This is a genomic window from Verticiella alkaliphila (genome assembly GCF_018904615.1).
GTDB classification, from domain to species: Bacteria; Pseudomonadota; Gammaproteobacteria; order Burkholderiales; family Burkholderiaceae_B; genus Verticiella; species Verticiella alkaliphila.
This window is the reverse complement of sequence record NZ_JADCNH010000051.1, coordinates 1-23,286: the sequence shown is the minus strand read 5'-3', so window position 1 is coordinate 23,286 and position 23,286 is coordinate 1. Positions and strand designations below refer to the sequence as shown.

Below are 23,286 nucleotides of genomic sequence, written 5' to 3'. Positions count from 1 at the left end.
AACTCAAACGCGACATCGACCGCTACATCCACTACTACAACCACGAGCGCATCAAGCTCAAACTCAAAGGGCTGAGTTCTGTGCAGTACAGGACCCAGCCCTCATAGCCTAGCCTACAGACCAACCGTCCAACTGTTGGGGGTCAGTTCACAAGGAGGCTTTTTTCATGCGGCCCGCGACGGCGCTCAGACCACTCGCGCGCGCAGATCGTGCGTGTCCGCTGCCAGCACGCGCACCGAGACGATGTCGCCCACCTTGTAGCGCTTCCAGGGCTTGTCGGCCGGATCCAGGTAGACCTTGCCGTCGATCTCCGGCGCATCCGACATGGTGCGGCCGATGCCGCCCTCGGGCGTGACTTCGTCCACGATCACCTTGGTATTGGTGCCCACGCGTTTGGCCAGACGCTTGCGCGAGATCTCTTCCTGCACCTGCATGAAGCGGGCCTGGCGCGCCTCACGCTCTTCCTGCGGCACCGGGTCGGGCAGCGCGTTCGCCGTGGCGCCTTCCACAGGCGAATAGGCGAAACAGCCGACGCGGTCGAGCTGGGCCTCGCGCAGGAAGTCGAGCATCTCCTCGAACTCGGCCTCGGTCTCGCCGGGGAAGCCCGAGATGAAGGTGCTGCGGATCGTGAGATCCGGACAGATGTCGCGCCACGCGCGGATGCGATCCAGATTGCGCTCGGACGAGGCCGGACGCTTCATGAGCTTCAGGATGCGCGGATTGGCGTGCTGGAACGGCACGTCCAGGTACGGCAGCACCCGGCCGCCGCTCGCGTGCGTCTCGTTCATGAGCGGCAGCACCTCGTCCACGCTCGGGTACGGGTAAACGTAGTGCATCCGCACCCACACGCCCAGTTGCGAGAGCTCACGCACCAGTTCCGTCATGCGCGTGCGCACCGCGCGGCCATTCACGAAGCCGGTGCGGTACTTCACGTCCACCCCGTAGGCGCTGGTGTCCTGGGAGATCACGAGGATCTCCTTCACGCCGGCCTTGGCGAGGTTCTCCGCTTCGCGCATCACCTCATGGATGGGGCGCGAGACGAGATCGCCGCGAAAGGACGGGATGATGCAGAAGCTGCAGCGATGATTGCAGCCTTCGGAAATCTTGAGATAGGCGTAGTGCTTGGGCGTGAGGCGGATACCCTGGGCCGGCACCAGATCGCTGAACGGATCGTGCGGCTTGGGCAGGTGCACGTGCACCGCTTCCATCACTTCCTGCGTGGCGTGCGGGCCAGTCACGGCCAGCACCTTAGGATGCATCTTCTGCACCACGCCCTGCCCGTCCGCTTCCGTCTTGGCGCCCAGACAGCCCGTCACGATCACCTTGCCGTTGGCCTGCAAGGCCTCGCCGATCGCGTCCAGGCTTTCCTTGACGGCGTCGTCGATGAAGCCACAGGTGTTCACGATGACCAGGTCCGCGCCCTCGTAGCTCTTGGAGGTCTCGTAGCCCTCGGCACGCAGGTGCGTGAGGATCTGCTCGGAATCGGACAAGGCCTTCGGACAGCCCAGCGAGACGAAGCCGACTTTGGGCGCGACTGTGGACAAGGATTCGAGGCGGGGCTGGGACATGGCGGGGCCTTGGCGGGTGATCCGCCGGGCTCAGGAAAAAGGGGAATCCGGCATTTTAGCGGGTCCGGGCCGCTGCCGGGAAATCCGCGCGCCGCTGGCCGGGAGACGCTGCCGCCTCCCCCGGCGATGAGCCTTACTCCGACTTGCCGCCGGGCGGCTTGGCGAACGGGAAGGTCGCCATCATGTTGCGGGTCTGGTCCTGCAGCTGATCCTGCATCTGCACGAACAGGTTTTTGCTCTGCTCGATGTAGTTGTTCATCATGTTCTGCATCATGGGCGTCTGCACGTTCATGAACTGCGCCCACGCTTCCGGGCCGAACTGCGTGCCGCCGTACAGATTCTGCGACTGCTCGGCCATGCGGTTCTGGATCTCCATGAAGGCCTGGATGTTCTTCTCGAGGTAGGAGCCCATCACGCCCTGCATGGCATGGCCATAGAAGCGGATGATCTGCGAGAGCGCCGCCGAGGAGAACATCGGCACGCCGCCGGTTTCCTCTTCCAGGATGATCTGCAGCAGGATGCTGCGGGTGAGGTCTTCGTTGCTCTTCGCATCCACGACGTGAAACGACTCGTTGTCCAGCACGAGCTGCTTCACGTCGGCCAGCGTGATGTACATGCTGGTCCGGGTGTCGTAGAGCCGACGGTTGGGATACTTCTTGATGAGCCGCTGAGGGGTCTCGGGTGTGTTTTGCATAGTGTCGCCGATCGGGGCTACGGGGCCGCCCCCAAGAAGGGGCGGCTCGCCGTCAACCCATGTGCAGGCCGCCGTTGAGCGAGAAATCCGCGCCAGTCGCAAAGCCGGCGTCGTCCGAAGCGATCCAAGCCACCATGGCGCCGATTTCCTCGGGCGTGCCCAGGCGCTTGACCGGAATCGTGGCCACGATCTTGTCGAGCACATCCGAGCGGATGGCGCGGACCATGTCGGTGCCGATGTAGCCGGGCGAGACGGTATTCACGGTCACACCCTTGGCCGCGACTTCCTGCGCCAGCGCCATGGTGAAGCCGTGGATGCCCGCCTTGGCGGTGGAGTAGTTGGTCTGGCCGAACTGGCCCTTCTGGCCATTGACCGAGCTGATGTTGACGATCCGCCCCCACTGACGCTCGACCATGTCATCGATCACCTGCTTGGTGACGTTGAAGAGGCTGTTCAGGTTGGTGTCCATGACCGCCGTCCACTCTTCGCGGGACATCTTGCGGAACGTGTTGTCGCGCGTGATGCCGGCGTTGTTGACGAGCACGTCCACGGGGCCATGATCCGCCTTGACCTTGGCGAAGGCCTCCACCGTCGAATCCCAATCCGACACGTTGCCCACGGAGGCGTAGAAGGTAAAGCCTTCGTCGCTCTGTTCCTTGAGCCAGCGCTCGTGATCGCGGTTCGGGCCGCAACCGGCCACCACGGTGAAGCCTTGACGCGCGAGTCGGCGGCAGATCGCCGTGCCGATACCACCCATGCCACCGGTTACATATGCCACTTTCCCGTTCATGGGAGATCTCCTGGAGTTGATGAAGCCGGCTCGTCAGCCGACCCCGTGAAACGCGACCCTGACCGGCGGCCCGGCTCGGGATGTTGCATGCAGATCTAGATCGCCCTCGTGCGCACGTAACGCCCGGGCGCGGGCTCGATGACGGGATGCTCGGCGTCGCCCGCCTGGGCGGGCGCGGCCACCTGACGGCCGCTGTGCGCGCGCAGCCACTGCATCCAGTCCGGCCACCAACTGCCGGGGCGCTCCTCGGCTTCGCCGAACCAGGTATCGGCGGTGTGCTCGCGCGGGTCACCCTCGCCGACCCAATGACTGCGCTTGCCCGACGCGGGCGGATTGATGACGCCGGCGATGTGGCCGGATGCGCCGAGCACGAAACGCACGTCGCCGCCCAAGAGGCTGGCCGATTCGAACGCAGCGCGCCACGGCACGATGTGATCTTCGCGAGAGCCGTACAGATACGCCGGCATGTCCAGCGTGCCGAAATCCACCGGCTCGCCGCACGCCATGGCGCGACCGGGCTCGCGCAGGTTGTTCTCGAGGTAGGTATTGCGCAGGTACCAGGCAAAGAACGGCCCGGGCAGGTTCGTGCTGTCGCCGTTCCAGTACAGGAGATCGAAGGCCGGCAGCGGATCGCCGTGCAGGTACTGGTTGACGACGTAGTTCCAGACGAGATCGTTCGGGCGCAGGAAGGAGAAGGTGGAGCCGAGTTCGCGCGCCGACATCAGCCCGCCCGCCCCCAGCTGCTGCTCGCGCAACCGCGCGTGTTGCTCATCGACGAAAATCGAGAGCACGCCTGTGTCGCTGAAATCGAGGAACGAGGTCAGGAGCGTGAGCGAGGCGACCGGGTTCACGCCCTTGGCCCGCGCGGCTGCGAGCGCGGAGGCCAGCAGCGTGCCGCCCACGCAGAAGCCGAGCGCGTTGACCTGCGGCTGCCGGGAGATCGCGGCGGCCTGCGAGAGCGCGGTGAGCACGCCCTGCATGAGGTAATCGTCCCACGTGGCGTGCTCGATGCCGTCGGGCTCGCCCGGCACCGGATTTCGCCAGGAGACCATGAACACCGTGAAGCCTTCGGCCACCAGATGCGCCACCAACGAATTGCGCGGCTGCAGATCCAGGATGTAGTACTTGTTGATGCAGGGCGGCACCATCACGAGCGGACGCGCGTGCACCTTGGGCGTGGTGGGCGTGTACTGGATCAGCTGGAAGAAGGCGTTCTCGAAGACGACGCTGCCCGGCGTGCACGCGAGATTGCGGCCCACTTCGAAGCCGCTTTCGTCGGTGTGCGAGATGCGCCCCTTGGCCAAATCGCTCAGCAGGTGCGTGAGCCCCTGCCGAAGCGATTCACCGCCGGACTCGACCATGCGCCGCTGCGCCTGCGGATTCAGCGCCAGAAAGTTCGCGGGGGACATGGCGTCCACCCACTGCATGACGGCAAAGCGCACGCGCTCGCGCGTCTGGGGATCCCCCTGTACCGCATCGGCCATGCGTTGCAGGGCCCGGGACGACGTGAGGTAGGCCTGCGTCATCCATTGACTGGCGGGATGCTCGCGCCAGGCGTCGTGCGCGAAGCGACGATCCTGCAGCGGTGCAGGCTCGCCGCGCTGAAGGCACGCGGCAGCCTCGGACCACTCCTGGATGAATGCGGCCTGAATGCGCGCCAGCTCGGCGGCTGGGATATCGATTCGAGGCAGCGACGGAACAGAGGGCATAACAGACGACATCATCGCGCTACGATCTCGAAACGTTGGGGCATGGTGGCTATGGTGCATAACGGCGTAGCGCGCGTCAACCAAACCGGCTTGCGCTAGGGGATAGTCCCACCCTACTCGCGGGGCGTCTCGAGCCACGCCACGGTAGCGATGCGGCCCGTCTGGCCATCCCGGCGGTAGGAGTAGAAGCGCGCATCCGCGACGGTACACAGATCGCTGCACACGACATCTTCGACGCCCGCGGCAGCCAGGCGTGCCGTCGCAAGGCCGGGCAGGTCGCACCACCATTTGCCGGGATGTCCATCGCGGGGCACAAAGAACCGCGTGGCATCAGGAAACGCTGACAACACGTCCGCTCCCACTTCGAACGCTGATGGCCCGATAGCCGGACCGATCCACGCCTGCCACCGCGCATCCGGGGCGCGCGCCTTCAGCGCAGCGAGGGTCGCCTCGAGCACGCCCCCGGCCAGACCGCGCCAGCCCGCATGCGCCACGCCCAGCACACGGCCCTGCGTATCGGTCAGGACCACCGGCAGGCAATCTGCGGTGAGGATGGCCAGCAAGCGGCCAACGCGCGTCGTCACAGCGGCATCAGCTTCGGGCAGCCCGTCATGGACAGCATCGGCATCGTGGACATGCGTCCCATGCACCTGACGCAGCCAGCACGGATCGTCAGGCATGGCCTGACGAAGACGCGCGCGATTGTGCGCGACGGCGGCCGGATCGTCACCGACGTGGTCACCCAGATTGAAGGTGTCGAAGGGCGGCGCACTCGCGCCGCCAGCGCGGGTGGTGACGCCCACACGAACGCCCGGCCACGCGGGGCCAGGCAGGAGCAGGGAGGAAGACGGCAGGCTCATGCCGTCATGTTACGGCACGGTCGAGCCAGCCGCCCGCTCACCAGGCGCCATCGTCGGTGTCCCAATCGACGGCCGCGAATACCGCCGCCATGTCGGGCGGCACGGGGGATTCGAACGACACGCTCTCTCCGCTGACCGGATCCTCGAAGCGCAAGGCGCGCGCGTGCAACATCTGCCGAGTGGCCGGGCCCAACGCGCGCCCGCCATAGATCGTGTCAGCCACGAGGGCGTGCTGCAGGCTCGCCATGTGCACGCGAATCTGGTGGGTGCGGCCCGTTTCCAGGCGACACACCACCTCTGTGACGCGAACGCCGTCGAGCAGGCCGTGACGCACCGGTTTGAAGTGAGTGATGGCGGGCTTGGGGGCGATCGGGCGGTCCACGCTCATGCGAATGGGCGCCCGCGGATCTCGTCCGATCGGCTGCGTCACGGATCCCTGCTCGGTGAGCCAGCCGTGCGCAAGCGCCACGTATTCGCGCCCCACGGTGCGCGCCTGCAGCTGACGCACGAGCGCGGTCTGGGCGGTCTCGGTACGCGCCACCATCAGCAGGCCCGAGGTGTCCTTGTCCAGGCGATGCACGATGCCCGCGCGGGCCACCTGCGCGAGCTCCGGAAACCGGTGCAACAGGCCGTTGAGCAGCGTGCCGCCCCAGTTGCCGGCCCCCGGGTGCACCACCAGCCCCGCCGGCTTGGCGATCACGATCCAGGCGGGCGATTCGGCCACCACGGGAAAGTCGATGGGCTCGGGTAGGAAGGCCTGCTGCTCGGGCGCCAGTTGCTCGCGCACGAGCAGCTTCATGCCCGCCATCACGCGCTGGCGCACGCTCGAGACGACTTTGCCGTCGACCTGCACGTGGCCGGATTCGATCCAGCCCTGCAGGCGCGCGCGGGAATGTTCAGGCAGCAAACCCGCCAGAATCTTGTCCAGACGATCTGACACCCCTTCGGGCACGACGAACTGGCGCTCGTCGGATTCGTCGTCGTCGAGCCCTGGCTCGCCAGGCGGCGTCATCTGTTGCAAACCTCTTCCACCTTCAAAATGCCGGGACGCCGGGCGTCACGCATATAATCACCGGCTCAGATCGTCCGATTGCCACCAGGATAGCCTTGATGTCGCACCCATCTGCTGCCGTTCACGCCGCTGCGTCGCCCTCGCGTACCGCGCCGGCCTTTCAACGCATCGGCCTGGCCGTGGCCATGTCGGCCGCGCTGCTGCTCTCGGGATGCGGCGTGTTCGACACCAATCGTCCTGAGCCGGACAACACCATCGGCTGGAGCGCCGAGCAATTGTACCGGGATGCCAAGGAGGAGATGAACTCCGGCAACTGGACGCAGGCCCGCACCCAGCTCGACCGCATCCAGGCGCGCTACCCCTTCGGCACGTACGCGCAGCAGGCCATGATCGACACGGCCTACGCCTACTGGCGCGATGGCTCGCCCGAGCAGGCGCGCGCCACGATCGACCGCTTCCAGCAGCAGTACCCGAACCACGAAGCGACCGATTACATGCTGTACCTGAAGGGCCTGACCACCTTCACGCCCGAAAATGCCTTCCTGGGCCGCCTCGTGGGCCAGGACCCGGCAGAGCGCGACCCCAAGGGTGCGCGCGAATCCTTCGACGCGTTCAGCGAGCTCGTCCAGCGCTTTCCGGAAAGCCGCTATGCGGCTGACGCGCGCCTGCGCATGAACTGGCTCACCAACACCATCGCCATGAACGAGGTGTACACGGCGCGCTACTACTTCGAACGGGATGCCTACGTCGCGGCCATCAACCGCGCCGAGACGGTCGTGATCGACTTCCAGGGCACGCCGGCTGCCGAGGAAGCGCTCTACCTGATGGCACTCTCCTACGAACGCCTGGGCATGACGCAGCTGCGCGACGACACGCTGCGCGTGCTGTCGACGAACTACCCGCAGAGCACCTACCTCGCGCAAGGCCTGCCGGACAGCGGCAAGCGCTGGTGGAACCCGCTGTCGTGGTGGACCAACCGCTAAGACCGTCGTCACTCGCCAAGACATAAGGGCCGGCAATGCCGGCCCTTGTCACGTCTGGGCTTCGTTGAAGCCACAGTCGCGTCAGGCCTCGCCCACCGGCCGGCGGCCTTCCAGGAAAGCCAGCACATCCTGCCCGCTGCGGGTGCGGCCAAACGGCGGCAGGCCACGCCAGAGCAGCTTGCCGTAAGGCTTCTCGACGATGCGGCGATCGGCCACCATCAGCACGCCCCAGTCGCTCTCAGCCCGGATGAGCCGGCCTGCGCCCTGCTTGAGCGCGATGGCGGCCTGCGGCAACTGGAATTCGAAGAAAGGGTTGCCGCCGCGCTTGCGGCTTGCTTTGATCCGCGCCTCGATCACCGGATCGTCCGGCGGAGCGAACGGCAACTTGTCGATGGCCACCAGCGTGAGCGCATCGCCCGGTACGTCGATGCCTTCCCAGAAGCTCGCACTGCCCACGAGCACCGCGTGATTGCCGCTGCGCAGCTGCGCAAGCAGCTCGCGCCGAGTCTTCTCGCCCTGGCGGTACAGCGGCCAGGTCCAGCCTCGGGCAGCGAAGCCTTCGCTCAGCAGACGATGCACCGTGTCCACCGCGCGCAGCGTCGTACACAGCACCAGTGCAGAGCCCTGGTTGGCGCCGATCAGCGGCAGCAGCGTCTCCACGAAGGATTCAGTGAACCCTGGCTGATCGGGTGCTGGAATGCCGTGCGGCACGAAGAGACGCCCGCAGTTGGCGTAATCAAAGGGGGATTCCCACTGCCCCGTGCGGGCCTCCCACAAGCCCAGCTGGCGGGTGAAGTGGGTGAAGTCGTTGCGGACGGCCAGCGTGGCCGACGTGAGGATCCACGCTTGGCCAGGCGGCCGGTAGCGCGAGAAGGCCTTGGCCACCGACAAGGGCGCGGCCTGCAGCCGTACGTGGCCGTTCTGGGTTTCGACCCAGAGCACCCAGTCCTCGTTGTCCTCGGCGGCGGCCCGGGCGGGCGCAGGCGGGGTGCCGGGCAGATCCAGCTGGGCAGACGCGCGGCGGGCGAGGCGGCGGCTCCTCGCCTTCCCCACCTGCTGCGCATCGCGCGCGCTCGCGCTGCCCGTATCCGCCGGTGCCGCAGCCGGCGCCTGTCCCGTCGCTCGCGCAAGTTGCGCCGCCCAAGAGGCTTGTGCGGTGCGCGTGAGCTCGTCCTCGTCCCAGGCAGATGCCGCCCCGTCGGCCGATGTCGCGCCACTGCCTTCGGCGGGCGTCTCGACTGCCTCGGGCGGGGCCGCCGGCAGCCAGCGACGCAACTTGGCAAAGAGATCCGGCACACGGCGCGCCAGCAGTTCGAAATCCGGATGCCGCTCCCGCACGGCATTGACCACCTTGCCGAGCGTGCCGAGGGCATCTGCCGCCGACTGGACGGCTGCGTCGAAGGCGCCTGGGTCGGGCAACGCATCGAAGGCACTCTTCTGACCTGGCAAGCGCTCGATCGCGGCACAGGCCAGGCGTAGCTCGCGGGCGGCCTGTTCCACAGGCTGCGTAAGCATCACCCAATCGGCGCTCTCACGGGCATGGGCCAGGCCCGCCGTGAGCGTGTCGCGCGTGATGTCGAGCAACTGGTGCGTGGACACCGTCTCGCCCAGGAAGCGCGTGGCCACGGCGGGCAGCTGGTGCGCTTCGTCGAACACCACGCAATCGGCGCGCGGCAAGAGTTCGGCCACGCCGTCGTCCTTCAAGGCGAGATCCGCCAGGAAGAGCGCGTGGTTGACCACGACCACTTCGGCCTCGAGCGCCGCCTTGCGGGCCTTGACGACGAAGCAGTCGCGGTAGAAGCCGCATTCCTGGCCCAGACAGGTGTCGCGCGTGGACGTGACCTTGCCCCACACGCTGGCATTGTCCGGCACCTCGGCAAGCTCGGCGATGTCGCCTGTCTGGGTGCGCTTGGCAAAGCGGCGGATGTGGCCCATGTGCACCACTTCCTCGCGCGAGCCTAGCGCGCGCGGATCGGCTTCGGTGCGCTCCAGGTGCAGGTGGCAGAGATAATTGCCGCGCCCCTTCAGGAGCGCGATCTGCGCGGGCATCTGCATGGCCGCCACGAGCTGCGGCAGATCGCGCGCGAAGAGCTGATCCTGCAGCGTCTTGGTGCCGGTGGAGATCAGCACCTTGCCCCCGCGCAGCAGCGCCGGGGCAAGATAGGCGTAGGTCTTGCCCGTGCCGGTGCCCGCTTCGGCCACCAGGGTGCCGCCGTCGGCCAGCGTTTCGGCCACGGCCTCGGCCATCTCTGTTTGTTGGGTGCGGACGCGATAGCCCTTCAGGCGCTTGGCAAGCAGGCCTTGCGCGCCAAAGAGTTCGCGCACCTTGGCGCGCGCCTGGGCAACGCTGGCGTCATCGGGCGCGGCCGAGGCCGCCACGTCTTCAGGCATGGATATCGGGTACCAGCAGCATTTGCAGCCGCACGAGCTCGTCCTTGAGCTTCAACTTGCGCTTCTTCAGGCGCCGCACGACGAGATCGTCTGCGGCAGGCCCGTGCGCAAGGGTGCGGAGCACGACGTCGAGATCGCAGTGCTCTTCCAGGATCACCGCGATGCGGTGTCGAACGGCGTCAAGGGAAGAAGGCGTCACGGCCGGCTGCCAAAGGCAAGGCGCAAAGACCACGATTTTCGCATCCCGACCGACTGCGGGCAAGGCCGGGCGCGTGGGAATCGCCCCACCTGGGAAGCCGGCAGGGCCATGCGGTGCGCCCTGCCAGACACGGCCCGTCACGGTCGCGCCGGCGTTTTGATGGCAAAATCCGCGGTTTTGTCCTTGCGCGCTTCGCGCCGCCCCGACTTGCCCATGACCGATACTGCCGTTACTGCTGCCCCCGCTCCGCTTGAACTGGACGAGGCTGGCGAACAGCGCCGCCTGCTCGCCCAGCTCGCCACCGAACTGGGCGCGCGCGCCGCGCAGGTCACCGCTGCCGTGGAGCTGCTCGATGGCGGCGCCACCGTGCCCTTCATCGCGCGCTATCGCAAGGAAGTGACTGGCGGCCTGGACGACACCGTGCTGCGCAACCTGGAAGTGCGCCTGCTGTACCTGCGCGAGATGCTCGACCGCCGTCACGCGATCCTGCAATCGGTGCACGAGCAGGGCAAGCTCACCCCCGAGCTGCGTGCCGCCATCGACGCGGCCGATTCCAAGCAGCGCCTGGAAGACCTGTACGCCCCCTACAAACCCAAGCGCCGCACGCGCGCCCAGATCGCCCGCGAAGCCGGCCTGGAGCCGCTGGCCGACCAGTTGTTCGCGAACGCTGACGCTGATCCGCAAGCCGCCGCGCAAGCCTTCATCAACGCGGACGCCGGCGTGGCCGACGCCAAGGCCGCGCTCGACGGCGCGCGTGACATCCTCGCCGAGCGCTTTGCCGAGAACGCCGATCTCATCGCCCACCTGCGCGATCATCTCTGGGGCACGGCGCTGCTCGTGTCCAAGGTGGCCGACGGCAAGGAAGCCGAAGGCGCGAACTTCCGTGACTGGTTCGACTTCTCCGAGCCGCTGCGCACCCTGCCCTCGCACCGCATCCTGGCGCTCTTGCGCGGTCGCCAGCAGAACATGCTCGAGCTGCGCGTGGGCCTGGATCCGGAGCAGGAAGCCCTGCTGCCGCACCCCTGCGTGGCCCGCGTGGCAAGCTTCCTGAAGCTGGGCAACACGCTCTTTGGCATCGACGCCACGCCGCGCAACAAGTGGCTGGGCGAAGTGTGCCGCTGGACGTGGCGCGTGAAGCTCTCGCCGGCCTTCGAAACGGAATTCGTCGGCCGCCTGCGCGAAGACGCCGAAGCCGAGGCCATCCGCGTCTTCGGCGCCAATCTGAAGGATCTGCTGCTCGCGGCCCCCGCCGGCCCGAAGGCCGTGCTCGGCCTCGACCCCGGCATCCGCACGGGCGTGAAGGTGGCGGCCATCGACCGCACCGGCAAGCTCGTCGCCACGCATACGGTCTTTCCGCATGAGCCGCGCCGCGACTGGGATGGCTCAATCGCCACGCTCGCGCGCATCGCCGCCCAGCACCGAATCGAGCTCGTGGCCATCGGCAACGGCACCGCCTCGCGCGAGACGGAAAAGCTCGTCGCCGATTTGATGAAGCGCCACCCCGAGCTCAATCTCACCAAGATCGTCGTCTCCGAAGCCGGCGCCTCGGTGTACTCGGCCTCCGAGATCGCCGCGCTCGAATTCCCCGAGCTCGACGTGAGCCTGCGGGGCGCGGTGTCCATCGCCCGCCGCCTGCAGGATCCGCTGGCCGAACTCGTGAAGATTGACCCGAAGGCCATCGGCGTGGGTCAGTACCAGCACGACGTGAACCAGCGCGAGCTGGCCCGCACGCTGGACGCCATGGTCGAAGATTGCGTGAACGCCGTGGGCGTGGACGTGAACACCGCGTCCGCCGCCCTGCTGGCCCGCGTCTCAGGCCTGAACAGCTCGCTCGCGCGCAACATCGTGGCGCACCGCGACGCCAATGGCGCCTTCCCCACCCGCAAGGCGCTGCGCGACGTGCCGCGCTTCGGCGAGAAGGCGTTCGAGCAGGCGGCAGGCTTTCTGCGCGTGCCGGGCGGCGCAGATCCGCTGGACGCGTCCGCCGTCCACCCGGAAGCCTACCCCGTGGTGCAGCGCATCCTGGGCACGCTCAAGGCCGACGTGAAGGAAGTGATCGGCAACCGCGCGGCGTTGAAGGGCGTGTCCCCCACGCAGTTCGTGGACGAGCGCTTCGGTCTGCCCACGGTGCAGGACATCTTCGCCGAACTCGAAAAGCCCGGCCGCGATCCGCGTCCGGAATTCACGACGGCACAGTTCAAGGAAGGCGTGGAAACGCTGGCTGACCTCACCCCGGGCATGCAGCTCGAAGGCGTCGTCACCAACGTGGCGAACTTCGGCGCCTTCGTGGACATCGGCGTGCACCAGGACGGCCTGGTGCACATCTCGGCGCTGGCCGAGAAGTACGTGAAAGATCCGCGCGACGTGGTGCGCGTGGGCCAGACGGTGAAGGTCAAGGTGCTGGAAGTGGACGCGCAACGCAAGCGCATCGCGCTCACCATGCGCCTGAACGACGACGCCCTGCCCGCCCGCCGCACCGGGGGCTCGGACGCGCCGCGCCCGCGCGGTGGTCAAGGCCAGCGAGGCGGTGGCGAGAAGGCCCCGTCGAACAACGCCATGGCCGACGCACTTGCCAAGCTCAAACTGCGTTGATGCAGCATGCCAGCCGCGGCGCCCGAGGGCGCGGTGGCTGGCATTGTCGGCGAGCGCCCATGGGTCCCGTCTCGCCAATGCCGCCAAGGGCCGAGCTGATCGATCCGCTCGCGGGCGCCCCGCCTTCCGCGGGAGACGGTCAGCCGCCGATCTGCTTCACTCGGCGTCGGCCAGGGCCTTCAGTTCCGCCTGAAGACGCTCGATCGCGGCATCGCGCGCCGCGGCATCGGCCAGCTCGTCCACGCGCGCCAGCAGCCCGTCATTCAGACGAATCACGAACGCGCCCTCGCCTTCCACGGATACCTCGGCCTCACCCGACTGCAGCGCCTTGATGGCAGCACCGGCGGCCTTGGGATCCGCAAAGCCTTGCGACACCAGCAACGCCGTGCCGTCGGCCGCGAGAAAGCGGAAGCGGAAGCTGCCGTCCTGTTCGCGAAAGCTCACGAAGCGCGCCTTGCCGGCGCCCTTCCTGGCCGCCTTGGCCGCCTTTGCAGGCGCCTTGCCCAGACGCAGCCCCACCGCTTCGCGCACGCGGGCCATGAGCGGCTCGGCATGCGCACGGGCCTTCCTGGCACCCATCTGCAGCACGTCCTCGACCTCGTCCGGATTGGCCATCAGGGCCTCGTAGCGATCCCGCATGGGGCCCACGACGGATTCGATGAGATCGCCGAGCTCGCGCTTGGCGTCGCCCCAGCCCAGGCCACCTGCGAGGCGATCGGAGAAATCCTTCACCTGCGCGGGCGTGGCGAACGCGCGGTAGATCGGAAAGAGATGCGAGCCCTCGGCATCCTTGGCCTCGCCCGGCGCGCGCGAATCCGTGACGATGCGTGCGATGGCGTCGCGCAGGCCGCGGCTGCCGCCCTCGAAGAGCGGAATAGTGTTGTTGTAGCTCTTGGACATCTTGCGCCCGTCCAGACCGGGCAGCAGCGCCGTGCTCTCGTCCACCGCGGCATCGGGCAGCGTGAAGATCTCTTCGCCCGCGCCATACAGGTAGTTGAAGCGCTGCGCGATGTCACGCGCCATCTCCAGATGCTGCACCTGATCGCGGCCCACCGGCACCTGATGCGCATTGAAGATCAGGATGTCCGCGGCCATCAGCACCGGATAGGAAAAGAGCCCCATCGTGACGCCGTCGTCCGGCTCGACGCCAGCAGCGGCGTTCTGGTCCACCGCCGCCTTGTAGGCATGCGCGCGGTTCATGAGGCCCTTGGCCGTCACGCACGTGAGGATCCACGAGAGCTCGGGCACTTCCGGGATGTCCGACTGCCGGTAGAAGGTGGCGCGGTTCGGATCGAGCCCGGCGGCCAGCCACGTCGCCGCGATCTCCTGGCGCGAGCGCGCCACGCGGGCCGGATCCTCGCACTTGATGAGCGCGTGGTAATCCGCAAGGAAGAAGAAGGTGTCGGCATCGTCGCGCCGGCTGGCATCGATCGCCGGGCGCAGCGCGCCGACGTAGTTGCCCAGGTGCGGCGTGCCGGTGGTGGTGATGCCCGTGAGAACGCGAGTCTTCATTGGAGGAGATCAGTGGCAGGCGGAAAAACGTCGAGTTTACCGTGTGGCTCGCGCGCGAGCCCGACGGCAGGGTTCACCGGCCCAGCCTGACGGCGTATCATCGAAGCCTGCCGAATCCTGCCAAGCCAACCGCATGAACCTCGAAGACCACTACAGCGCCATCCTCACCGCCCTGGGCGAGGACGTGACCCGCGAAGGCCTCGCACGCACGCCGCATCGGGCCGCCAAGGCCATGCAATACCTCACCAAGGGCTATCAGGACGATCTGGAGACCATCATCAACGGTGCCCTCTTCACCTCGTCCAATCGGGAGATGGTGGTGGTGAAGGACATCGAGCTGTACTCGCTCTGCGAACATCACCTGCTGCCCTTCATCGGCAAGGCCCACGTGGCGTACCTTCCCGATGGCAAGGTGCTCGGCCTGTCCAAGGTGGCGCGCATCGTCGACATGTATGCCCGGCGCCTGCAGATCCAGGAGAACCTCTGCCGCGAGATCGCCGAAGCCGTGCAGTCCGTCACGGGCGCGCTGGGCGTGGCGGTGGTCATCGAAGCCAAGCACATGTGCATGATGATGCGCGGCGTCGAGAAGCAGAATTCGTCGATGGTGAGCTCCATGATGCTGGGCGCCTTCCATGACAACCCCGCCACCCGCTCGGAATTCCTGAGCCTGGTCCGCTGAGGCCACGATGCGCTACGCGCTTGCTCCTCTCGTGATCGCCACGCTGCTCGCCGCCTGTGCCGCGCCCTCCACGCGGACGGGCAGCGCATCGGGCCAGCTCTCGCCCTTCTACACCTGGCAGCAGGCGTTGCCCGAGCAGCCCGGCGTGATGCTGCGCACCGAGCCGCAACCCGCGCAGCCGGAGTTCACCGCCGCGGGCGAGATGCAGCGCATCCTCTACACCTCGGACGACGCACGCTGGGGCGAAGGCATCCTGCCGGTGAGCGGCACGCTGTATCTGCCGAAGGGCGCCCCGCCCGCCGGCGGCTGGCCGCTGGTGGCATGGGCTCACGGCACGCTGGGCGGCGCGGGCGTCTGCGCCCCATCCTGGGCCCTGCACAAGCCGCGCGACGCCACCTACCTGAATCGTTGGCTCGAACAAGGCTTTGCCGTCGTCGCCACGGATTACCAAGGCCTGGGTGGCCCCGGCCCCCATCCCTACCTGATCTGGGAAGCCGAGGGCCGCTCCGTGCTCGATAGCGTGCGCGCCGCGCTGGCCGCGCATCCGGGACGGATCCGCAACGACGTCGTCATCACGGGGCAATCCCAAGGCTCGGGTTCGTCGCTGGGCGCGAGCCGCATCGCCACCGAATACGCGCCCGAGCTGCGCATCCGGGGCACGATCGCCACCGGTGTCGTCACCTCGTTCCCGGACGGCCCCGTGACCCTGGCTGCCCCCGATCCCAAACGCGGCGGCCCCATCCGCTACACCGTGCTGCGGCTGATCGGCGGCTCGATCCCGGAAGATGGCCCGAGCGCCGAGAGCCTCCTGGCCGAGCCCGCCAAGCCCATGCTGGCGATGGCCCGCACCGCGTGTTCGGATGCGCTGCGCGATTTCGAGCGCGCCAACAAGCTCGACTCGAACAACGCCTTCACCGTTTCCTCCAGTGAGCTCACGAAGCTCCTGCTGCCCGTCACGGACATGGACCAGGCCCGCCTGCCCGCGCCCATATTCCTCGGCACGGGCCTCGCCGACCGCACGCTGCCGCCGCAACGGCAGTACGCCGCCGCCGCCGCGCTGTGCAGCGCGGGCAACACGGTCGAATGGAAGACCTATCCTGGCGTCACGCACAACGGTATCGTCAACGTCGCCTTCGATGACGAGCTCGCGTTCGTTCGGCGATTGCAGGCGGGCCAGACCGTGCAGGCGCCTTGCAGCAACCTGAAAGATCCGGGGCCGCCGGGGCAAGCCGCTACGGGCATCCCGTTCAACGATTGAGGACGTTCTCGCTCAACCCGCTGCGCTCTCGTGCGCGGCGGGGGCCGCGCGCAAGGTGATCTCGGTGATCTCCGACGCACGGCCCAGTCGCATCGCAAAGCCGGCCCACAGCCCGGCGCCGTGGCTCACGTACATCTGCATGCCGTCCACGTCATAGAGCCCGGACTCATAACCTTCATTGAAGGCCCGCACCAGCCAGTGCAGCCCGAGCACCTGCCCGCCGTGCGTGTGGCCGGACAGCTGCACGTCGGCGCCGGCCTGCGCGTGCGCCCGTGCGTTGACGGGGCGAGGCATTCCCCACTTGTGGCTAAAGGGTCGCCGCCATGCGCCGCTCGGATTCCAGATACTCGCGCGACTGCATCTCCACGATGCGCGACACCGTGCGGAAGAACTCGTTGGCCATCGGGCCTTCGGTGTAGATCTCTTCCGGCTCGCACTCGGCCGACATGATGAGCTTGACCTTGTGGTCATACAGCACGTCGATCAGCCACGTGAAGCGGCGCGCCTCGGACGCGTGACGCGGCCCCATGCGCTTGACGCCGGACAGGATCACCGTGTGAAAGCGACTGGCGAGTTCCAGATAGTCGTTCTGCGAACGCGGCCCGCCGCACAGCGTATCGAAGTCGAACCACACCACACCACCCGCCAGCTTGAGCGCCTTGACCTCGCGGTTCTCGATGCGCAGGATGGGCTCCTGCGGCGGCGTCTCGGCCACCCGCGTGAAGGCGGCGTTGAGCGCGGCATCCGCGCGCTCGCCCAAGGGCGTGTGATAAAGCTCGACCTGCTCCAACGCACGCGTGCGGTAATCCACACCCGCGTCCACGTTCATCACGTCCATGCGCTCCTGGATCAGCGCGATGGCTGGCAGGATGCGATCGCGATGCAGGCCGTCCGGGTAGAGCCGGGAAGGCTCGTAGTTGGAGGTCATCACGAACGACGTGCCGTGCTCGAGCAGATTCTTCAGCAGACGATAGAGAATCATCGCGTCTGCAATGTCCGACACGTGGAACTCATCGAAACAGATCAGCCGATAACGCTTGGCCACTCGCTTGGCGACTTCGTCCAGCGGATCGGCCATGCCCTTGACCTCGTCCAGCTGACGGTGCACGCCCCGCATGAACTCATGGAAGTGCAGCCGCGTCTTGCGCCGCACCGGCACGGTGGCGTAGAACGAATCCATCAGGAAGCTCTTGCCGCGCCCCACCCCGCCCCACATGTACACGCCGCGCGGCACCTCGGGGCGCTTCAACAGCCGCTTCAAGGCGTTCGAGCGCATTTCCTTGAAACGCACCCAGTCGTCGTAGTAGCGCTGCAGGCGCTCGATGGCCTTGCGTTGCGCTGCATCGGGCCGGAAGCCCCGCTCGTTCAGGGCGCTTTCGTAGTACTGCAGAACATTCATCGGAGTCACATAGGCAAAAGAGGGCGCGCCGGGCCTGCCGCGCTGGTCGGGCGATAGGTTAACGCTGTTTTGCCGCGGGCGCAGACGCTGCACCCCTCAGCCACCCGACGTTCAGCACGCCGTGGGCCAGCAGCCCGATGACCAGCCCCCAGAAGGCGCCGCCAATGCCAAGCAGCGTGATGTTCGCGGACGCCGCAAGGAACGTGATGAGCGCGGCCTCTCGCGTGCGCGCATCCGCGAGCGCGATGGCAAGACTCCCGCCGATGGTGCCCAGCAGCGCGAGGCCAGCGAGCGTGCTGATGAAGGTGGATGGGAACGCCATGAAGACCGCGGCCAGCGTCACGCCGAAGACGCCGACCAATACATAGAACACGCCCGCCGCGACGCCCGCCACCCAGCGCCGGCCGGGATCTTCGTGCGACTCGCGCCCCGTGCAGATCGCCGCCGTGATGGCCGCGAGAGTGAAGGCATGCGAGCCGAACGGCGCCATCAGGAGCGACCCCAGCCCGGTCAGCGTGAGGATTGGGTTGGCGGGCGTTCTGAACCCGTCGCCGCGCAGCACCAGCATGCCCGGCATGTACTGGCCCGTCAGGGTGATCAGAAAGAGCGGCAACGCCACGCTCAGGACGGCGTTGAGCGAGAACGCGGGCGCCGTGAACACCGGCGCCGCGATCGCCCAGTGCAGCCCGGAGAGTTCCACGCGGTCCTGCACCAGCAGAAGCGCCAGACCAAGCACCAGGATGCCTACCACGGCGTAGCGCGCACGCCAGCGCTTGATGAGCAGGTAGGCCACGATCAGCGCGCCGGCAAGCCACGGATCCAGGCTCAAGCCGCCAAAGGCGCCCACGCCGAACGGCAACAGGATGCCGGCCAGGAGGCCTGCGGCCACGCCCGGCGGCACGATGCGGATGACGCGCTCGAACCAGCCCGACACGCCGAGCAACACGAAACCTGCGGCCGAGACCATATAGGCGCCGACCGCCTCGGCGTAGGGGGTGGTGGCCAGCGCCGTGACGAGAAAGGCCGCCGCTGGCGTGGACCAGGCCGTGATGATCGGTTCACGCGAGCGCCAGCTGAGAAGCATCCCGGTGACGCCCACGCCGATGGAGACCGACCAGACCCAGGAGGCCGTCTGGGCCGCGTCCAGGCCAGCCGCCCTGGCTGCCTGAAAGACGAGAATGAAGGTGCCGCCATAGTTGACGATGACCGAGATGAGACCCGCGACGACGGGGTGGACGATGTCGTACCAGCGCAGGACGTGAGATGAGGGTGAGCGAGCCATGAGACAAACCAGGGACGAGAGCGCGGTGAAGGGAGCCTCCCGTTATAGTGTCGAATTGGATGGTCATTTCAGGCCATGTTCACGCAGCAGTACCGACCATTGTTCAAACACGCGCAGCTCGAATCGGTCAAGGCGTCGCTCGTCGCGGCGGCAACGCAGGCCCTGCCCTTGCACGTGCGCCTGCAGCGGGCCCTGCGCCAGCTGATCCTGGACGGCACCCTGGCCGTGGGCAAGCCTCTACCGGCCACACGGGCGCTGGCCACCTCGCTGGGCGTCTCGCGCGACACGGTGGAATCCGCATACGGACAACTGCACCTCGAAGGCTTCATCGAGCGTCATGTGGGACGCGGCAGTTTCGTGTCGCCACGGGCCGAACACCTGCCGCATCGGCCAGCCGGCGCCAGGACTCAGCGCGTCACACGTGCCCAGGCGCTGAGCCGCCGCGGCGCGGCGATCGTCCAGCGCGGTGGCGTGCTCATCCCCGCGGCCGTACGACCCTTTGCACAGGGCCTGCCCGAAACGCGCACGTTCCCCCTGGCCATCTGGGAGCGGCTGCAGCGGCAAGTCCTGAAAGAGCACGGAAGCGGCGCGCTCACGAGCGCACCCGCCCAAGGCCTGGCGGTGCTGCGCCAGGCGATTGCCGACTACGTCAGCCTGGAGCGTGGCGCACATGCCAGCGCCGACCAGGTGCTGGTGCTCACGAGCTCCCAGCAGGCCCTCACCTTGTGCGCCACCGTGCTGTTTGACGCCGGAGACGCCATCTGCGTGGAAGACCCGGGCTACTACGGTGCCCGCAAGGCCTTCGAGGCCGCCGGCCTCACGTGTATGCCCCTGCCGGTGGATGCGGAAGGACTGCGCGTGGACCACCTGCCCGAAGCCGGCGCCGACAGCAACGGCCCGCAACCCCGCGGGCTCTACCTCACGCCCTCCCACCAGTTCCCCACCGGCGCCACCCTGACGCTGGACCGGCGCCTGGCGGTCATCGCCTGGGCGCACCGGCATCGCGGCTGGATCCTCGAGGACGACTACGACAGCGAGTTCCACTACGCCGGGCGGCCCACCGCCTGCGTGCAGGGACTCGACCTCCACGGGCGCACGATCTACATCGGCACGTTCACCAAATCCCTGTTTCCCGGGCTGCGCATCGGCTACATGGTGCTGCCGCCCGAGCTGGTCGCGCCCATGACCGCAGCCCGCACCCTGCTCGATGGCCACAGCGCGCCGATCCCGCAACTGACCCTCGCCCGCTTTCTGCAGGACGGCCATTTCGGCGCGCATGTACGCGCAATGCGTCTGCTGTATGCGCAACGACGCGACATCCTGGCGCACCTGATCCGCACGCACCTGTCCGGCATTCTGGAGCCGCGCATACCGACCGGCGGCATGCAGATGCCCTGCCTCTTCGTGTGCGACATGGACGAAGCCGAAGCCGTGCGGGCCGCGCGACGAGCGGGTGTGGACGTGCTCGGGCTATCCACGCTGCACGCCGGGCAAACGCCCGCGCAAGGCCTGCTGCTGGGCTTCGCGGCACACGCCCCGCACGAGATGGCCGCCGGCATCGAGGCCTTGGCGAGCGCCCTGCACGAACGGGTCCGGCGCCGCCTGGCCTGAGAGAGAGTGCCCCCACACTCGCCTTCGGCTCGCTGCCCCCCGAGGGGCGCCTTTTGCCTCAGGGCGGCCCAGCGGCAAAAAATGCCCCACGCTCGCCTTCTGCTCGCTGCCCCCCGAGGGGCGCCTTTTGCCTTGGGGCGGCCCAGCGGCAAAAGAAAACCCCGGCCATGCCATGGGCATGCCGGGGTTTCTCATGAGATGAGGCCGATACTCTCGCACCGGCCCCGCTCTCGCACCAATCAGAAGTTCAGCGCGCGCTTGTCCACGGCCAGCGCCGCTTCCTTCATGGCTTCCGACAGGGTCGGGTGCGCATGGCAGATGCGGGCGATGTCTTCGGACGCGGCACGGAATTCCATGGCGGTCACGGCTTCAGCGATGAGTTCGGAGGCTTGCGGGCCGATGATGTGCACGCCCAGGACTTCGTCGGTCTTGGCATCCGCCAGGATCTTCACGAAGCCGGTAGTGTCACCCAGCGCGCGCGCGCGGCCGTTGGCGAGGAAGGGGAAGCTGCCGGACTTGTACTCGCGGCCAGCGGCCTTCAACGCCTGCTCGGTCTGGCCCACCCACGAGATCTCGGGCGAGGTGTAGATGACCCACGGCACGGTGTTGAAGTTGACGTGACCGTGTTGACCGTTGATACGCTCGGCCACGGCAACGCCCTCTTCCTCGGCCTTGTGGGCCAGCATCGGGCCACGCACCACGTCACCCACCGCCCAGACGTTGGGCAGGTTGGTGCGGCACTCGTCGTCCACGGCCACGAAGCCACGCTCGTCGAGCTTCAGGCCCACGGCGTCGGCGTTCAGGCCGTTGGTCGAGGGCACGCGGCCGATCGAGACGATCAGCTTGTCCACGGCCAGCGATTGCTCGGCGCCCTGGGCATCCGTGTAGGCCACGGTCACGCCCTTGGCGCTGGTCTTGATCGCGCCGGTCTTCACACCCATCTGGATGTTCAGGCCTTGCTTGGTGAATGCCTTGAAGGCTTCCTTGGCCACGGCTTCGTCAGCGGCAGCCAGGAACTGCGGCATGGCTTCGAGCACGGTCACTTCCGCGCCCAGACGGCGCCACACGCTGCCCAGCTCGAGACCGATCACGCCGGCGCCGATGATGCCGAGCTTCTTGGGCACGCCATTGATGGCGAGTGCGCCATCGTTGGACAGCACCGTCTTCTCGTCGAAGGGCAGATCCGGCAGCGCGCGCGGCGACGAACCGGTGGCCACGATCACGTGCTTGGCGACGAGCTCTTCGTTGTCCTTGCCGGTGACCTTGATGGCCCAGCCACCTTCGACCTGGCCGGAGAAGGCACCCGTGCCATGGAAGAACGCAACCTTGTTCTTCTTGAAGAGATACAGGATGCCGTCGTTGTTCTGCTTGACGACGGTGTCCTTGCGCGCGAGGAACTGGGTCACGTCCATCGACAGGCCGCTCACCGAAATACCATGCTCGGCGAAGTGCTTGTTGGCGTGCTCGAAATGTTCCGACGATTGCAGCAGGGCCTTGGACGGAATGCAGCCGACGTTGGTGCAGGTGCCACCGGGGGCGGCGCCGCCCTTGGCGTTGCTCCAGGCGTCGATGCAGGCGACGGACTGACCGAGTTGCGCGGCGCGGATGGCAGCCACGTAGCCGCCAGGGCCCGCACCGATCACGACGACGTCAAATTGTTTGGCCATGGAATTTCTCACGTAGATGGCTGAGGGGAACCGGGGCGACGATGCGCCGCGCGCGGTTCACCCGGAAGAAGACAGGCAGGGCAAGCGCCCTGCCCCAAGGCAGCTGGGCGCCGCCCTGGCGCTGCATGCACCGCGCGCTTCGCAGGAAGGCGACAAGTGCATGCGGGCCAGCGCTGGATTACAGGTCCAGCAGCAGACGCTGCGGGTCTTCCAGGGCTTCCTTCATGGCGACCAGGCCCAGGACGGCTTCGCGGCCGTCGATGATGCGGTGATCGTAGGACATGGCGAGGAAGTTGATCGGGCGAATGACGATCTGACCGTTCTCCACCACCGGACGCTCCTTGGTGGCGTGGATGCCGAGGATGGCCGATTGGGGCGGGTTGATGATCGGGGTCGAGAGCATCGAGCCGAACACACCACCGTTGGAGATCGAGAACGTGCCGCCGGACATTTCTTCCAGCGTCAGCTTGCCGTCGCGGGCCTTCACGCCGAACTCGGCGATCTGCTTTTCGATCTCGGCGATGGACATCTGGTCCACGTCACGCAGGACGGGCACGACCAGGCCGCGCGGGCTGCCCACGGCGATGCCGATGTCGAAATAGCCGTGATAGATGATGTCCTTGCCGTCGACCGAGGCGTTCAGGATCGGGTACTTCTTCAGCGCGGCCACAGCGGCCTTCACGAAGAAAGACATGAAGCCGAGCTTCACGCCGTGTTCCTTCTCGAACTTGTCCTTGTACTTGTTGCGCAGGTCGATCACGCCCTGCATGTTCACTTCGTTGAACGTCGTGAGGATGGCGTTCTGTTGCTGCGATTGCAGCAGGCGATCGGCGATGCGCGCGCGCAGGCGGCTCATCGGCACGCGCTGCTCGGGACGGCCGTCCAGGCCGGCGACGGGCGACGCGGCCGGTGCGGCAGCCTTCGGGCAGCGGCGCCAGCGGAAGCTTGCTGGGCGTCGTCCTTGGTGATGCGGCCACCGCGGCCGGTGCCGGACACGGCGTTGGGCTCGATGCCCTTTTCCGACAGGATCTTGCCGGCGGCGGGCGACGCGATGCCAGCGGCGGGGCGCCAGCGGGCCGC

18 protein-coding genes and 2 pseudogenes are annotated in these 23,286 nt (G+C 67.3%); 6 read left to right on the top strand and 14 right to left on the bottom strand.

What is annotated here, in order from left to right:
- Positions 1–107 (top strand): IS3 family transposase (locus IMZ29_RS20520; RefSeq protein ID WP_216187674.1); only part of this gene is annotated, 107 nt, incomplete at its 5' end.
- 78 nt (positions 108–185) lie between these two features.
- Here IMZ29_RS20520 and rimO read toward each other — a convergent pair.
- From rimO to IMZ29_RS20490, 6 genes are all read right to left on the bottom strand, one after another.
- On the bottom strand, positions 186–1,568 hold the full coding sequence (gene rimO / locus IMZ29_RS20515; RefSeq protein ID WP_216187658.1) for a 30S ribosomal protein S12 methylthiotransferase RimO: 1,383 nt from the start codon (positions 1,566–1,568) through the stop codon (positions 186–188).
- 133 nt (positions 1,569–1,701) lie between these two features.
- Positions 1,702–2,262, bottom strand: a complete 561-nt coding sequence (phaR, locus tag IMZ29_RS20510) for a polyhydroxyalkanoate synthesis repressor PhaR (protein WP_216187656.1) — start codon at positions 2,260–2,262, stop codon at positions 1,702–1,704.
- Positions 2,263–2,314: 52 nt separating this feature from the next.
- Positions 2,315–3,052: an acetoacetyl-CoA reductase gene (gene phbB / locus IMZ29_RS20505; protein WP_216187654.1), complete on the bottom strand. Its 738-nt coding sequence runs from the start codon at positions 3,050–3,052 to the stop codon at positions 2,315–2,317.
- A gap of 95 nt (positions 3,053–3,147) precedes the next feature.
- On the bottom strand, positions 3,148–4,761 hold the full coding sequence (phaC, locus tag IMZ29_RS20500) for a class I poly(R)-hydroxyalkanoic acid synthase (RefSeq protein WP_371820376.1): 1,614 nt from the start codon (positions 4,759–4,761) through the stop codon (positions 3,148–3,150).
- Positions 4,762–4,874: 113 nt separating this feature from the next.
- On the bottom strand, positions 4,875–5,621 hold the full coding sequence (gene pgeF, locus IMZ29_RS20495; RefSeq protein WP_216187652.1) for a peptidoglycan editing factor PgeF: 747 nt from the start codon (positions 5,619–5,621) through the stop codon (positions 4,875–4,877).
- 37 nt (positions 5,622–5,658) lie between these two features.
- Complete coding sequence (locus IMZ29_RS20490; protein ID WP_216187644.1) at positions 5,659–6,633, bottom strand: RluA family pseudouridine synthase; 975 nt, start codon at positions 6,631–6,633, stop codon at positions 5,659–5,661.
- Between the two features lie 185 nt (positions 6,634–6,818).
- Between IMZ29_RS20490 and IMZ29_RS20485 the strand changes: the two genes are divergently transcribed.
- A complete protein-coding gene (locus tag IMZ29_RS20485) occupies positions 6,819–7,616 on the top strand; it encodes an outer membrane protein assembly factor BamD (RefSeq protein ID WP_253207331.1) in 798 nt (265 codons plus the stop codon).
- Between the two features lie 81 nt (positions 7,617–7,697).
- On the opposite strand, the gene IMZ29_RS20480 is transcribed toward IMZ29_RS20485, so the two are convergent.
- Positions 7,698–10,007, bottom strand: a complete 2,310-nt coding sequence (locus tag IMZ29_RS20480; protein ID WP_253207329.1) for an ATP-dependent DNA helicase — start codon at positions 10,005–10,007, stop codon at positions 7,698–7,700.
- Complete coding sequence (locus IMZ29_RS20475; protein WP_371820375.1) at positions 10,000–10,206, bottom strand: DUF465 domain-containing protein; 207 nt, start codon at positions 10,204–10,206, stop codon at positions 10,000–10,002. Before IMZ29_RS20475 ends, IMZ29_RS20480 begins: the two co-directional genes overlap by 8 nt.
- 207 nt (positions 10,207–10,413) lie before the next feature.
- Here IMZ29_RS20475 and IMZ29_RS20470 point away from each other — a divergent pair, with 207 nt between their 5' ends.
- The gene (locus IMZ29_RS20470) at positions 10,414–12,798 is read left to right on the top strand and encodes a Tex family protein (RefSeq protein WP_371820377.1); all 2,385 of its coding nucleotides are present in this window, start codon (positions 10,414–10,416) and stop codon (positions 12,796–12,798) included.
- Positions 12,799–12,954: 156 nt separating this feature from the next.
- Here the strand turns inward: IMZ29_RS20470 and IMZ29_RS20465 are convergent, their stop codons facing one another.
- Complete coding sequence (locus tag IMZ29_RS20465; protein WP_216187637.1) at positions 12,955–14,310, bottom strand: tryptophan--tRNA ligase; 1,356 nt, start codon at positions 14,308–14,310, stop codon at positions 12,955–12,957.
- Between the two features lie 133 nt (positions 14,311–14,443).
- On the opposite strand from IMZ29_RS20465, the gene folE reads away from it, so the two are divergent.
- Both folE and IMZ29_RS20455 read left to right on the top strand, forming a co-directional pair.
- Complete coding sequence (folE, locus tag IMZ29_RS20460; protein ID WP_216187635.1) at positions 14,444–14,989, top strand: GTP cyclohydrolase I FolE; 546 nt, start codon at positions 14,444–14,446, stop codon at positions 14,987–14,989.
- A gap of 7 nt (positions 14,990–14,996) precedes the next feature.
- Positions 14,997–16,247 carry an alpha/beta hydrolase gene (locus IMZ29_RS20455; protein WP_216187627.1) on the top strand — a complete coding sequence of 417 codons (1,251 nt, stop codon included), beginning with the start codon at positions 14,997–14,999 and terminating at the stop codon, positions 16,245–16,247.
- A 12-nt stretch (positions 16,248–16,259) separates the two neighbouring features.
- On the opposite strand, the pseudogene IMZ29_RS20450 reads toward IMZ29_RS20455, so the two are convergent.
- The 3 genes and pseudogenes from IMZ29_RS20450 to IMZ29_RS20440 all read right to left on the bottom strand — a co-directional run.
- Positions 16,260–16,535, bottom strand: a pseudogene (locus IMZ29_RS20450) (metallophosphoesterase); the annotation flags it as partial.
- A 19-nt stretch (positions 16,536–16,554) separates the two neighbouring features.
- Positions 16,555–17,646 (bottom strand): cell division protein ZapE, encoded by a 1,092-nt coding sequence (gene zapE / locus IMZ29_RS20445; protein ID WP_216187621.1) that lies wholly within the window; start codon positions 17,644–17,646, stop codon positions 16,555–16,557.
- Positions 17,647–17,704: 58 nt separating this feature from the next.
- A complete protein-coding gene (locus tag IMZ29_RS20440; RefSeq protein ID WP_216187618.1) occupies positions 17,705–18,928 on the bottom strand; it encodes a benzoate/H(+) symporter BenE family transporter in 1,224 nt (407 codons plus the stop codon).
- 99 nt (positions 18,929–19,027) lie between these two features.
- Between IMZ29_RS20440 and pdxR the strand changes: the two genes are divergently transcribed.
- Positions 19,028–20,539: a MocR-like pyridoxine biosynthesis transcription factor PdxR gene (pdxR, locus tag IMZ29_RS20435; protein WP_216187660.1), complete on the top strand. Its 1,512-nt coding sequence runs from the start codon at positions 19,028–19,030 to the stop codon at positions 20,537–20,539.
- Between the two features lie 239 nt (positions 20,540–20,778).
- Here pdxR and lpdA read toward each other — a convergent pair whose 3' ends face one another.
- Both lpdA and odhB read right to left on the bottom strand, forming a co-directional pair.
- A complete protein-coding gene (gene lpdA, locus IMZ29_RS20430) occupies positions 20,779–22,206 on the bottom strand; it encodes a dihydrolipoyl dehydrogenase (protein ID WP_216187615.1) in 1,428 nt (475 codons plus the stop codon).
- Between the two features lie 178 nt (positions 22,207–22,384).
- Positions 22,385–23,286: pseudogene (odhB, locus tag IMZ29_RS20425) on the bottom strand (2-oxoglutarate dehydrogenase complex dihydrolipoyllysine-residue succinyltransferase); the annotation flags it as partial.

Excerpts from the sequence above, each read along its gene's own strand:
- rimO (WP_216187658.1), bottom strand. The coding sequence starts at position 1,568 with ATGTCCCAGCCCCGCCTCGAATCCTTGTCCACAGTCGCGCCCAAAGTC.
- phaR (WP_216187656.1), bottom strand. The coding sequence starts at position 2,262 with ATGCAAAACACACCCGAGACCCCTCAGCGGCTCATCAAGAAGTATCCC.
- phbB (WP_216187654.1), bottom strand. The coding sequence starts at position 3,052 with ATGAACGGGAAAGTGGCATATGTAACCGGTGGCATGGGTGGTATCGGC.
- phaC (WP_371820376.1), bottom strand. The coding sequence starts at position 4,761 with ATGCCCTCTGTTCCGTCGCTGCCTCGAATCGATATCCCAGCCGCCGAG.
- pgeF (WP_216187652.1), bottom strand. The coding sequence starts at position 5,621 with ATGAGCCTGCCGTCTTCCTCCCTGCTCCTGCCTGGCCCCGCGTGGCCG.
- IMZ29_RS20490 (WP_216187644.1), bottom strand. The coding sequence starts at position 6,633 with ATGACGCCGCCTGGCGAGCCAGGGCTCGACGACGACGAATCCGACGAG.
- IMZ29_RS20485 (WP_253207331.1), top strand. The coding sequence starts at position 6,819 with ATGTCGGCCGCGCTGCTGCTCTCGGGATGCGGCGTGTTCGACACCAAT.
- IMZ29_RS20480 (WP_253207329.1), bottom strand. The coding sequence starts at position 10,007 with ATGCCTGAAGACGTGGCGGCCTCGGCCGCGCCCGATGACGCCAGCGTT.
- IMZ29_RS20465 (WP_216187637.1), bottom strand. The coding sequence starts at position 14,310 with ATGAAGACTCGCGTTCTCACGGGCATCACCACCACCGGCACGCCGCAC.
- folE (WP_216187635.1), top strand. The coding sequence starts at position 14,444 with ATGAACCTCGAAGACCACTACAGCGCCATCCTCACCGCCCTGGGCGAG.
- IMZ29_RS20455 (WP_216187627.1), top strand. The coding sequence starts at position 14,997 with ATGCGCTACGCGCTTGCTCCTCTCGTGATCGCCACGCTGCTCGCCGCC.
- zapE (WP_216187621.1), bottom strand. The coding sequence starts at position 17,646 with ATGAATGTTCTGCAGTACTACGAAAGCGCCCTGAACGAGCGGGGCTTC.
- IMZ29_RS20440 (WP_216187618.1), bottom strand. The coding sequence starts at position 18,928 with ATGGCTCGCTCACCCTCATCTCACGTCCTGCGCTGGTACGACATCGTC.
- lpdA (WP_216187615.1), bottom strand. The coding sequence starts at position 22,206 with ATGGCCAAACAATTTGACGTCGTCGTGATCGGTGCGGGCCCTGGCGGC.